General features: G+C 54.5%; 12 protein-coding genes. 10 read left to right on the top strand and 2 right to left on the bottom strand.

Annotation, left to right across the window (positions count from 1 at the left end; translation table 11 throughout):
- Nucleotides 1-308 precede the first annotated feature (308 nt).
- The 7 genes from aptA to hydA all read left to right on the top strand — a co-directional run bounded on the left by aptA (nt 309) and on the right by hydA (nt 8530).
- Complete coding sequence (gene aptA / locus ACTU44_RS16705; protein WP_114099469.1) at nt 309-1640, top strand: omega-aminotransferase AptA; 1332 nt, start codon at nt 309-311, stop codon at nt 1638-1640.
- 271 nt (nt 1641-1911) lie between these two features.
- Complete coding sequence (locus ACTU44_RS16700) at nt 1912-2748, top strand: nitrilase-related carbon-nitrogen hydrolase (protein WP_336081562.1); 837 nt, start codon at nt 1912-1914, stop codon at nt 2746-2748.
- Between the two features lie 262 nt (nt 2749-3010).
- Nucleotides 3011-3802: an ABC transporter ATP-binding protein gene (locus ACTU44_RS16695; RefSeq protein WP_114099506.1), complete on the top strand. Its 792-nt coding sequence runs from the start codon at nt 3011-3013 to the stop codon at nt 3800-3802.
- Nucleotides 3792-4721, top strand: a complete 930-nt coding sequence (locus tag ACTU44_RS16690; RefSeq protein WP_462095994.1) for an ABC transporter permease — start codon at nt 3792-3794, stop codon at nt 4719-4721. Before ACTU44_RS16695 ends, ACTU44_RS16690 begins: the two co-directional genes overlap by 11 nt.
- On the top strand, nt 4718-5875 hold the full coding sequence (locus ACTU44_RS16685) for an ABC transporter permease (RefSeq protein ID WP_114099471.1): 1158 nt from the start codon (nt 4718-4720) through the stop codon (nt 5873-5875). Before ACTU44_RS16690 ends, ACTU44_RS16685 begins: the two co-directional genes overlap by 4 nt.
- 61 nt (nt 5876-5936) lie before the next feature.
- Nucleotides 5937-6920: an ABC transporter substrate-binding protein gene (locus ACTU44_RS16680; RefSeq protein ID WP_462095993.1), complete on the top strand. Its 984-nt coding sequence runs from the start codon at nt 5937-5939 to the stop codon at nt 6918-6920.
- 158 nt (nt 6921-7078) lie between these two features.
- On the top strand, nt 7079-8530 hold the full coding sequence (gene hydA / locus ACTU44_RS16675; RefSeq protein WP_114099473.1) for a dihydropyrimidinase: 1452 nt from the start codon (nt 7079-7081) through the stop codon (nt 8528-8530).
- A 99-nt stretch (nt 8531-8629) separates the two neighbouring features.
- Here hydA and sugE read toward each other — a convergent pair whose 3' ends face one another.
- Entirely contained in the window at nt 8630-8950 is a 321-nt protein-coding gene (sugE, locus tag ACTU44_RS16670) for a quaternary ammonium compound efflux SMR transporter SugE (RefSeq protein ID WP_336081555.1), read from the bottom strand.
- A 368-nt stretch (nt 8951-9318) separates the two neighbouring features.
- On the opposite strand from sugE, the gene ACTU44_RS16665 reads away from it, so the two are divergent.
- The 3 genes from ACTU44_RS16665 (at nt 9319) to mobA (ending at nt 11506) form a co-directional block, all read left to right on the top strand.
- Nucleotides 9319-10245: an SPFH domain-containing protein gene (locus tag ACTU44_RS16665; RefSeq protein WP_336081553.1), complete on the top strand. Its 927-nt coding sequence runs from the start codon at nt 9319-9321 to the stop codon at nt 10243-10245.
- 21 nt (nt 10246-10266) lie between these two features.
- The gene (locus ACTU44_RS16660; RefSeq protein ID WP_336081551.1) at nt 10267-10740 is read left to right on the top strand and encodes an NfeD family protein; all 474 of its coding nucleotides are present in this window, start codon (nt 10267-10269) and stop codon (nt 10738-10740) included.
- Nucleotides 10741-10855: 115 nt separating this feature from the next.
- Nucleotides 10856-11506: a molybdenum cofactor guanylyltransferase gene (gene mobA / locus ACTU44_RS16655; protein WP_462095992.1), complete on the top strand. Its 651-nt coding sequence runs from the start codon at nt 10856-10858 to the stop codon at nt 11504-11506.
- Nucleotides 11507-11521: 15 nt separating this feature from the next.
- On the opposite strand, the gene ACTU44_RS16650 is transcribed toward mobA, so the two are convergent.
- Entirely contained in the window at nt 11522-12373 is an 852-nt protein-coding gene (locus tag ACTU44_RS16650) for a hypothetical protein (protein ID WP_462095991.1), read from the bottom strand.
- Nucleotides 12374-12434: the final 61 nt, after the last annotated feature.

The following is a 12434-nucleotide window of genomic DNA, read 5'->3' as shown; positions in this document are numbered from 1 at the left end:
CCGATGAAAGATAAAGAGAAAATAGACGCCATAAATAAAAAACAGGGTCGCTGAAATGGTGTTTGACGGTCGAATATTCGAAACAATTTCCCGGTAGCGTTTAAGCTCTAGTGCGTGGGCGTGTCTCATGCTAACGATTTTTGCGCGCCTGCCTGTCAGGCCGTTCCGGAAATCGAATGTGCGACATTTTGGTCACTTGGCCAAATTTGTCAGGCAAACGGAATAAAAGATGTCAGATGCCGGAAATACGGGTGCCCGCCATCCGTCCGGGATCAGGGAAGTAATAAAAAAGGTACGGGAGACCTTTTATGACAGCCACCACGAAAATCAGCCGTCCGAACGATCTTTCAGCGTTCTGGATGCCTTTTACGGCCAATCGCCAGTTCAAGCAGACCCCACGTATGCTGGTCTCTGCCGATGGCATGTATTACAAAACCGACGATAATCGTGAAATCCTTGACGGTACTGCGGGCCTTTGGTGCTGCAACGCCGGTCACAAGCGTCCGAAAATTGTCGAAGCCGTCAAGGCGCAGATGGACGAACTGGATTATGCGCCAGCATTCCAGATGGGCCATCCCAAGGCGTTCGAACTTGCCAGCCGTCTGGCACAGTTGATGCCGGGCAATCTCAACCATGTTTTCTATACCAATTCCGGTTCTGAATCGGTTGAAACCGCCCTTAAGATTGCACTGGCCTATCACCGCGCACGCGGCGACGGTCAGCGTACCCGTCTGATCGGTCGTGAACGCGGCTATCACGGTGTTAACTTTGGCGGCATTTCGGTTGGTGGTATTTCGGGCAACCGCAAGACCTTTGGCCAGATGCTGGGCGGTGTTGACCATATGCGTCACACCTATCTGCCAGAAGAAAACGGTGTGACCCGCGGGATGCCCGAACATGGCGCGTTTCTGGCCGATGATCTTGAGCGCATCTGCGCGCTGCATGATCCGTCAACCATTGCTGCCGTGATTGTCGAGCCGGTTGCCGGTTCGACCGGTGTTCTGATCCCGCCGAAAGGCTATCTGGAACGTCTGCGCGAGATTTGCACCAAGCATGGCATCCTTCTGATCTTTGATGAAGTCATCACCGGCTTTGGCCGTCTGGGTGCGCCGTTCGCGGTTGACTATTTCGGTGTTCAGCCCGATCTGGTCACGACCGCAAAGGGCCTGACCAACGGGACGATCCCGATGGGTGCGGTCTTTGCGACCGACGAGATCCATGATGCCTTCATGACCGGCCCGGAAAACATGATCGAGCTGTTCCATGGCTATACCTATTCGGGCAACCCGGTTGCCTGTGCGGCTGGCCTTGCGACCCTTGAGACCTATGAAGAAGAAGGTCTTTATGAAAAGGGCAAGGAACTTGGCCAGTATTGGGAAGATGCGGTTCACAGCCTGATTGATCTGCCGCGCGTCAAGGATATCCGTAACCTTGGCCTGATCGGGGCGATCGAACTTGAAGGGATCGAAGGTTTCCCGACCAAGCGTGCGTTCAGTGCATTCCTCAAGGCATTTGAGAAAGGCATCCTGATCCGCACCACGGGCGATATCATTGCGCTTTCACCGCCGCTGATCATTGAAAAATCACATATCGATCAGCTGTTTGGTACATTGCGCGACGTGCTCAAAGAGATCGATTAAGATCGAAGACTGATACCCATCGCCCGGTGACGGGCGATGGGGGCTTGCCGGATCGACAAAAAAATACCTGATCTGGCAACGCCACGGAGGAAACATCTGTTTCGCGATTTTTCCGACCGCGTCCCGTCTGGGAACAGACCCGCATAAAAACAAAAGGGTCTTTGGGGCGCGTAAGGACATAAGTCCGTCAGACCACAAAAGTGGCAAGGACATAAAATATCAGATCAAGGAGGTATCTCGGATGTCAATGCTGAGAGGCGGCCTGATTCAAATGAGCCTTAAGGGTTCAACCGATCAGACCCCCGAAGAAATCCGCAAGGCCATGATCGACGCACATCTGCCCCTTATTGAAGAGGCGGGTAACAAAGGCGTGCAGGTCCTGTGCTTTCAGGAGGTTTTCACACAGCCCTATTTCTGTCCGAGCCAGGACAAGAAATGGTACGCGGCCGCGGAAAAAATTCCCGATGGTCCGACCACACAACTGATGTGCGAACTGGCAGCCAAATACAAAATGGTGATCGTTGTTCCGATCTATGAGGAAGACATTACCGGGGTGTATTACAACACTGCTGCGGTGATTGACGCCGATGGCACCTATCTTGGTAAATACCGCAAAACCCATATCCCTCATGTCGCCGGTTTCTGGGAGAAATTCTTCTTCAAGCCGGGCGCTTCGGACTGGCCGGTCTTTGAGACCCAGTATTGCAAGCTTGGCGTTTATATCTGCTATGACCGCCACTTCCCGGAAGGCTGGCGTGCGCTGGCGCTTAATGGTGCGGAATATATCGTCAATCCGTCGGCCACGGTTGCAGGCGTCTCGGAATATATCTGGAAACTCGAACAGCCTGCATCGGCGGTTGCCAATGGCTGCTTTATCGGGGCGATCAACCGGGTTGGCCGCGAACAGCCGTGGGATATTGGCGAGTTTTACGGTCAAAGCTATTTCGTCAATCCGCGTGGCGAGATCGAAGCCCAGGCTTCGCGCGACAAGGACGAATTGCTGGTCCATGACATGGATATGTCGATGGTGCGTGAAATCCGCAATAACTGGCAATTCTTCCGCGACCGTCGTCCGTCGACCTATACGCGCCTGACGGACGGAAACTGATTTCTGGATACCGGCAAGCGGGCAAAGATCTGCTTGCCGTTTTGCTTTGACCGACATGAACGGGCCATGATCCCGTAATCCCGGCAATGACCGGGCAGACGCAACACATGCATCTGATCAAATGTTGGCAAGGTTCAGGGCAACGTCCCTGAAGGGAAGCTTCCATCGAGTGTGCCAGAAAAGTCTTTTCTGGTTCCGAGAGAGACATACGATCAGGGGAAACCCCATGACGCTAAAACAAGTCGTCAATAATGTTGCTGAGATGCCCGCATCAAAGAACGCAGTTGTTGATATCAAAAACCTGTCGCTGACCTTTCAGACGGCGGACGGTCCGGTTTATGCGCTTTCCGATGTTGATCTGACGATCAATGAAGGCGATTTCGTTTCCTTTATCGGCCCGTCGGGCTGTGGCAAGACCACGCTGTTGCGCGTGATCGCCGACCTTGAAAAGGCCACCGGGGGCGATATTTCGATCAATGGCGTTTCGCCCGAACAGGCCCGCGAAAACCGCGCTTATGGCTATGTGTTCCAGGCGCCAGCCCTTTTGCCATGGCGTTCGATTGAACGTAACGTCACCTTGCCGCTTGAAATCATGGAGATTTCCAAGGAAGAGCGGATCAAACGTGCGCATGAAGCCCTTAAGCTTGTTGAACTCAACGGTTTTGAAAAGAAATTCCCATGGCAGCTGTCAGGCGGGATGCAGCAACGTGCCTCAATTGCGCGTGCCTTATCATTTGATGCCGATCTGCTTTTGATGGACGAGCCGTTTGGCGCGCTTGATGAAATCGTGCGTGATCACCTTAATGAACAGCTTTTGAAGCTGTGGGCACGCACCAACAAGACGGTGGCCTTTGTCACCCACTCGATCCCCGAGGCGGTCTATCTGTCGACCAAGATTGTCGTCATGTCACCGCGTCCGGGCCGCATCATTGATGTGATTGAAACCGATTTCCCGCGTGAGCGTAATCTTGATATCCGTGAAACACCGGAATTCCTCGAGATCGCGCATCGGGTTCGCGAAGGTTTGCGCGCGGGGCACAGCAATGACGAGTAACACTGCCACCATGACCGGGTCCCTTGCCGGACCGTCGATCTGGTCCCGGATGATGTCGGGACAGACCGGTCCGGTCTGTGTTGTTCTGATTGCACTGTTTGTTCTCTGGTATGTCGGCGCAATCTTCATGAATGCACCGACCCAGATCGACAAATACAATCGTGCGGACCAGACCTGGACCACCAGCCAGTTGATCGAAGATACCCTGGCACAGGAGCGCCCGATCCTTCCGGCTCCCCATCAGGTGGCGCAGGAAATGTACAAGACCATCTTTGCCACCAGCATCACGTCAAAACGCTCGCTGGTTTATCACAGCTGGGTGACGCTTTCCTCGACCCTGCTCGGGTTCGGGATCGGTACCATTCTGGGCATTGTTCTGGCCGTCGGCATTGTGCATGTCATGACGCTTGAAAAAAGCCTGATGCCGTGGGTGATTTCATCGCAAACCATTCCGATCCTTGCCATTGCGCCGATGATCATCGTCGTTCTGGGGGCCATCGGGATCAAGGGCGTTGTGCCCAAGGCGGTGATTTCGACCTATTTGTGCTTTTTCCCTGTGACGATCAGCATGGTCAAGGGGCTTCGGTCGCCGCAAGTCATCCAGCTTGATCTGATGCGGACCTATAATGCCTCGAAATGGCAGACCTTCTGGCAACTGCGGTTGCCATCGGCGATGCCTTATCTGTTTGCCAGCCTGAAAGTCGCGATTGCGATCAGTCTGGTCGGTGCGATTGTCGGTGAATTGCCGACCGGTGCACAGGCCGGTCTGGGTGCACGTCTTCTGGCCGGGTCCTATTACGGTCAGACCATCCAGATCTGGTCAGCGCTTCTGACGGCGGCCTTTGTTGCCGCCATGATGGTGGTGATTGTCGGATGGTGTGAACGCCGCGTCCTTGCCCGGATGGGGGTAAAGGCATGACCGAGATGAAACTTGATAAATTCTGTCTGGTGGGCGCGATTGCAGCCCTTCTGGCGCTGATCTTCCCGCTTGCCGGTATTGATGCCGATACTGGTAAACAGGTCGCCTTTGTCAGTGACATTCCCGGTCTTGCCATTGCCATGGCGCTTTGCGTGATCGCCGGGGCGGCCTTTACGTGGCTTGGCGTGCGTTCCGTCATCAGTGGTGTGATCATTCTGGCCGTCGCAGTGTTTGGCTGCTGGCAGGCGATTGCGACGCTTTATGATCATGGTGTTGCGGGCTTTGCCGGGACCGGTTTCTGGTTGTTCATCCTTTCGCTTTGGGCCTTTGTCTGGCGCGGGATTGATGTGATTGCCAATTACCGTTCTTTGGAAACCGCCAAACAACAGATCGCCAATGTGACCGTGCCGGTGGCGTTCGGGTTTTGGCTTTTGTTTGTCTGGGAAGTTCTGGTTGCCGGATTTGGCGTGCCGCAGGTTCTGTTGCCGCCGCCCAGCATGATCGGTGTGCGGTTTGTGACCTCGACCGATATCATGGCGGCTGATTTCTATCAGACCTTTGTGAAGGCGGTTCTGAGCGGCTATGTGCTTGGATGTGGTTCGGCCTTTGTCATGGCAATTGCCGTGGACCGGGTGCCGTTCCTCAAACGCGGTCTTTTGCCACTGGGCAATATGGTGTCGGCACTGCCGATCATCGGGGTGGCACCGATCATGGTGATGTGGTTTGGCTTTGACTGGCAGTCAAAGGCAGCGGTGATCGTGATCATGACCTTCTTCCCGATGCTGGTGAATACGGTGACCGGGCTTAATGCGGCCGGAAAGCTTGAACGTGATCTGATGGCGACCTATGCGTCGGGTTACTGGTCGACGCTGTTCCGCTTGCGGTTGCCTGCGGCCATGCCGTTCGTGTTCAACGCACTTAAAATCAATTCCACGCTTGCGCTGATTGGTGCAATCGTCGCCGAATTTTTCGGCACCCCGATTGTTGGTATGGGCTTCCGCATTTCGACCGAGGTCGGGCGGATGAATATCGACATGGTCTGGGCAGAGATCGCTTTGGCGGCCCTTGCGGGGACCGCCTTCTATGGGGCCGTGGCTTATATCGAGAGAAAAGCGACGTCATGGCATCCATCTTTTCGGGTACGTCGCCATTAAAGGCACAATCAAAGACGGCCCACCGGGAGGACTTGACTACAACCTGAGGAGACATCGACGAATGAAGAAATTGTTTGCGACTGCATTAGGGTTGAGTTTCGGTCTGACATCGCTTTCGGCGATGGCAGCAGATGAAGTAACCTTGCAGCTTAAATGGGTCACACAGGCCCAGTTTGCCGGTTATTACGTGGCACTCGACAAGGGTTTCTACGAAGAAGCCGATCTTGACGTGACCATCAATCCGGGCGGTCCGGATATCGCCCCGCCGCAGGTGATTGCCGGTGGTGGTGCAGATGTGATTATTGACTGGATGCCGTCCGCACTTGCATCGCGTGAAAAAGGCGTGCCGCTGGTCAATATCGCACAGCCCTTTGCCAAATCGGGCATGATGCTGACCTGCCTTAAGGAAACCGGTGTTGAAAGCCCGGATGACTTCCCGGGCCGTACGCTTGGCGTCTGGTTCTTTGGCAACGAATATCCGTTCCTGAGCTGGATGTCGAAGCTTGGCATTCCGACCGATGGCGGCGACAAGGGGGTTACGGTTCTTAAACAGGGCTTTAACGTTGACCCGCTGCTTCAGAAGCAGGCCGATTGCATTTCGACCATGACCTATAACGAATACTGGCAGGTGATTGATGCCGGTATCTCGGAAGGTGATCTCAAGGTCTTCAAATACGAAGATCAGGGTGTCGCGACCCTTGAAGACGGCCTTTATGTTCTTGAAGACAAACTCAAGGACCCGGCATTCGTCGACAAGATGGCGCGTTTCGTAGATGCCAGCATGAAAGGCTGGATGTATGCGAAAGAAAACCCGGAAGAAGCCGCAACCATCGTGCTTGATAACGATGCAACCGGTGCCCAGACCGAAAAACACCAGGTCCGCATGATGACCGAAATTGCCAAACTGCTTGGCGATTCCGGCAAACTCGACGAGGCAGCTTATCAGCGTACCGTTGACAGCCTGCTTTCTGGCGGTTCTGACCCGGTCATCACCAAGGAGCCGGAAGGCGCCTGGACCCATGCGGTGACCGACAAGGTCATGTAATCCGACTTTACCTGTCTGGCGGTGGCATCTTGCGCCGCCAGACAGAATTACCTCCCGAATTTGATGTGAAACGAGATGCCCCGGTGACGTCCGGGAATTGGGTGAAATGCCGGGATGGCCCGCAACTTTTCGCCAAACAGACAGACAAGGAGCCACCCATGTCCATGGTTATTCGTGGCGGAACCATCGTTACCGCCGATCTGACATACAAATCCGATATCCTGATCGAGGACGGCAAGATTGCCGCGATCGGAGACAACCTGACCGGGGACAAGGTGATCGACGCCGATGGCTGCTATGTAATGCCCGGCGGGATTGATCCGCACACCCATATGGAAATGCCTTTTATGGGGACCTATTCCGCCGACGATTTCGAAAGCGGCACCAAGGCCGCTGTTGCCGGTGGCACCACCATGGTGGTTGATTTCTGCCTGCCTTCGCCAAACCAGTCGCTGCTTGAAGCGCTTCAGGCGTGGGACAACAAATCATCCAAGGCGGTTTGCGATTATTCCTTCCACATGGCGATCACCTGGTGGAGCGAGCAGGTCTTTGACGAAATGAAGACCATCGTTCAGGAAAAAGGCATCAACACTTTCAAGCATTTCATGGCCTATAAAGGCGCGCTTATGGTGGATGATGACGAGATGTTCGCATCCTTCTCGCGCTGTTCGGAACTGGGTGCGATGCCGCTTGTCCATGCCGAGAACGGTGACGTTGTCGCCACCCTTCAGCAGAAATTGCTGGCCGAAGGCAATAACGGCCCCGAAGCCCATGCCTATTCCCGCCCGGTCGATGTCGAAGGTGAGGCGTGCAACCGTGCGATCATGATTGCTGATATGGCCAATGTGCCGCTTTATATCGTGCATGTTTCCTGCGAACCGGCCCATGAAGCCATTCGTCGCGCGCGTGCCAATGGCAAACGCGTGTTTGGTGAACCGCTGATCCAGCATCTTATCCTTGATGACAGCGAATATAAAAACCCGGACTGGGATCATGCGGCACGTCGCGTCATGTCCCCGCCATTCCGCAGCAAGGAACATCAGGACGGTCTGTGGAACGGTCTGGCATCTGGCAGCTTGCAGGTTGTCGCGACCGACCATTGCGCCTTTACGACCGAACAGAAACGCTATGGTGTTGGCGATTTCACCAAGATCCCGAACGGCACGGGCGGCCTTGAAGACCGCATGCCGCTTCTCTGGAGCTATGGTGTCAATACCGGTCGCCTGACTCCGAACGAATTCGTGGCGGCAACCTCGACCAATATCGCCAAGATCCTCAATATCTATCCGCGCAAGGGTGCGATCCTTGTCGGGGCGGATGCCGATCTTGTGGTCTGGGATCCGAAGGCGTCGAAAACCATTACCGCCAAGCACCAGCAATCGACCATCGATTACAACGTGTTTGAAGGCATCGAGGTCACGGGTCTTCCGCGTTATACGCTCAGCCGTGGTCGCATCGCCGCCGAGGAAGGTGTGGTTCTCGCCAAATGCGGCGACGGCGAATTCATCGCCCGCGAACCCTATCCGGCAGTCAACAAGGCGCTGTCGAAATGGAAAGAAATCACCTCACCGCGCAAGGTCGAACGCAGCGGCATTCCCGCAGGCGTCTAGGCGGCGAACCGAACGAACAAACAGAAACAGGGCAGCCATTGGCTGCCCTGTTTTGCTTTAGGAGTTCTGTGGGAATTCCTTGGGATCTCAGTGGCGCGGTCAGGCCGGGCTGAACAGTTTCAGCATGACGATCCCGCCCAGGATCATGCAGATCGCGATCAGGCGACCGATACTGGCGGCTTCACCCAGCATGACAATGCCGAAAATCACCGCGCCCACTGCGCCAATGCCGGTCCAGATGGCATAGGCCGTGCCAAGCGGAATGGTGCGCATGGCAAGGGCCAACAGCCAGAAGCTGCCGATCATGGTGACAAGGGTAAAGATGGTCGGGATCGGTTTGGTGAAACCTTCGGAATATTTCAGGCCCGATGCCCAGCAAACTTCCAGAACACCGGCGATAATCAATGCAATCCAGGCCATGGGTGGCCTCCTGTCTTAAGGGGCCGTCCCCATTGATCCTGTAACGACATCCGGTCGTCCGGATATCGAGGCGGCAAGCCGCAATGTCTGAACCAAATTTTAGGACAAAGAGACAAGATCGGCAATGCAGAAATGCTGCGTTGCGGCAATGTCGGAAATGTGAGGAAACTTCAGGAAATATGCCGAAAATCTAAATTAAATATCGCCATAACCCTGTGTGCACAGGGCATTTTTATTGTGCAATTTGTAGCCCCCGGACATATGATTGATTGTATTGGTATAACGTTCTTCAATCTTGAACTCTGCCTGTGGCGCAAACCGGGAATTGCCCCGGTTGCCTGTCCGGGCAGGCATGTTAAGGGCATCACATGCAATCAACTTTCGCAGTTTTCTCGGTCGCTTTTGTTGTGCTGGCCGTCGTTCTGACCTTTATGAGTGTCAAGATCGTACCGCAAGGATACGAGTTCACAGTTGAACGATTGGGGCGGTATCTGAAAACACTTGATCCCGGCCTGCATGTGCTTATTCCGCTGTTTGATCGTGTCGGACAACGCATGAGCCTGATGGAACGTGTGCTTGATATTCCAAGTCAGGAAGTGATTTCCAAGGATAACGCATCTGTGGTTGTTGATGGCGTGGTGTTCATCCGTGTGACCAATACCAAGGATGCGTCCTATAAGGTCGAAAGTCTCGATTACGCGGTTCAGAACCTTGCCATGACCAACTTGCGCAGTGTTCTGGGGTCGATGGAGCTTGATGAAATGCTGTCGAACCGCGAAAAGATCAGCGCGTCGCTTTTGATGGTTCTTGATGAAGCCACCAGCGATTGGGGGGTGAAAATCACCCGTGTTGAAATCAAGGACGTCAATCCGCCGGAAGACCTGACCGAAGCCATGAACCGCCAGATGAAGGCCGAACGCGAAAAGCGTGCCCTGATCCTTGAGGCCGATGGCGAACGCGAAGCAAATATCAAACGTGCAGAAGGTGAAAAGTCCGCAGCAGTTCTGGCAGCCGAGGGGCGCATGATTGCTGCCGACCTTGATGCGCAGGCCCGTGAACGTACGGCTGCCGCCGAGGCCAAGGCAACCGAGATTGTCTCGACTGCAATTCGCGATGGTGACATTCAGGCAATCAATTACTTCGTTGCCCAGAAATATGTTGAATCGCTTGGGCAAGTTGCCTCAAGCCCCAACAGCAAGCTGGTCTTCATGCCATTGGATGCATCCGGAATTGTGGGATCGATCGGAGGGGTTTCCGAACTGATCAAGACGATCTCCCAGAAAGACGGCAAGTAACCGACATTTGGAAGTGTTGCGATGGACATGTTTTCGAACCTTGCGGTCGAGTTCTGGCACTGGTGGATACTGGCCTGTGTGTTTCTCGTCCTTGAAATGGTGCTGCCCGGGATCATCTTTTTGTGGTTGTCGATTGCCGCTGCGATTGCGGGGATCATCCTTTTGATCGTTCCTGACATCTCGCCGGAATTCCAGCTGATCGCATTTGGCGTGCTGAGTGTGATTGCGGTGCTGGTTGGCAGGCGTTTTCTGAAACCCGGCCGCTCGGGCACGACGGACGAGGATGTCAGCAGTGCCAGTTCTTCACTGGTTGGTAAAACCGCAATCCTGACCGAGAAAACCGTCAATGGTCAGATCCGTCAAAGCGTGTATGGCTCAAGCTGGGTTCTGGTCGCCGAACGTGACCTTCCCAAGGGACAGAAAGTGCGTGTCAGTGCGGTGAGTGGCAGCAAGCTTCTGATCGAGCCGGTAATGACCGATCCGGAAGAAACCTGATTGCGACTTTACTGTCGTCTGGACAGCTTCTTTAATCCTGACCTCGTTCAATGTGCCGATGTATTGTAAGATCATCGGCACATTTTATATCCAGCTGAAATCCCGGATCCATCGCATGTCATACGGGTCACAAAGTGACAATCATTCAGGCGTAAATATCGCTGGCCTTGTCCTTGCCGGGGGGGAAGGACGCCGGATGGGCGGGGATAAGCCGTTTCGCGAAATCGCCGGTCGGTCCCTGATATCTCTTGCGATTGAAACTGCGTGGCAGCAATGCGGGCATGTGATGATCTCGTCCAATCAATCGCCAGACACCTTTGCCGGTTTTGATATTCCGGTGGTGGCAGATGTTCCTGTACCGGGGCAGGGGCCGCTTGGCGGTATTCTTGGTGGATTGACGGTGATGTCTGATGCGGTGGACTGGCTGGTGACCTTTCCGGTTGACTGCCCGGTGGTGCCCGATGATATGGCACAGGAACTGATTGCAGCAGCAAGGGAGGCGGGGAGCAAAGCCGCCTTCGTCCGTCACGGGGAACGGGACCATTACCTGTCATCGGCATGGCACCGGGATTGTACGCCGGTGATTGCAGAATTATTGAGCAATGAGCAATATCGGGTTCGCGGGCCGCTGATGGCGGTCGATGCGATTGCTGTGCCCTTTGCCATTGATCCCGATCAGCCGGCCCTGTTTGTCAACGTCAATACAGGTGAGGATCTGGCATCCCTTGCGATGATGCTGAGCAAGGGTGATCTGGCCGGGCGATAGGATCGCGCCGGTCAATCAGGGCGTTGCAGCCGCCCAGCGGTCATAGAATGCTTCAAGTTCCTGACGGTTTTGCTGGTCAGAAAGCAAGCTGTTAACAGCATCAATGATTTGTTGGGCCTGCTTTTTATCTCCGCTGCAGGAAACCGGTAACGGCCGGACAGGCACACCCATGATCGGGACCGGTATGGTTTCCCGCCCCAGTTCCCCGGCTTCGCGGTAATAGTTCACATTGACCTGATAGCTGATGAAGCCGTCGATACGACTGACATCAAACAGGCGGATGGTCATTTCTGTGGTCCCGGCGCTTTGGGTCATTTTCGATTGCAGGAAATCATTCACGCCGGGCACCAGTGCCTCGTCAAAGCGATATCCGACCGGCATGCCAATCGACAATTTGTTCTGATGGGCCAGAAGACCAAGATCAACCATGCCGTCACGCATGGCATAGCGCAGCTCGTTGAGTTTTTCGGGCGCGATGAACATGGTTAAAGCCTGCAACTCCAGGAGCGGATCAGAAAAGATCAGGAAGTTGCGTCGATAGTCACTTTCGTAAAGAAAGTTGGAACACATGAATTCACCCTTGGCCATGACATCAAGGGCCCTGGGGATCGGGACCATACGCTTTTCATGACGGTAACCGGGAAGATGGCTGATCAGCCAGTCTGTTGTGCGTTGCAGATATCCGTCACCCGCAGATGGGCCATCGATGATCACAGCAGGAGGTGACGGGGCCTGTTGCCAAACAATCAAAGGGAGGGCAGGCTCTGCTGCCTGTGCCTTGCCACCAGATTTCACGAGGCTGGCCGCTGACAGGTAACAGGCAACGGTCAGGCCACTGATCATCAGATATCGAGAAAACTCTCCCACGTCAGATCCCCGCGATTATGCGTTAGCATTATGTGGTAGACGGAGGGGGGAGGCAAGGTTG

This window comes from Thalassospira sp. SM2505 (assembly GCF_054901115.1).
This window is presented reverse-complemented; position numbering and strand designations above follow the sequence as displayed.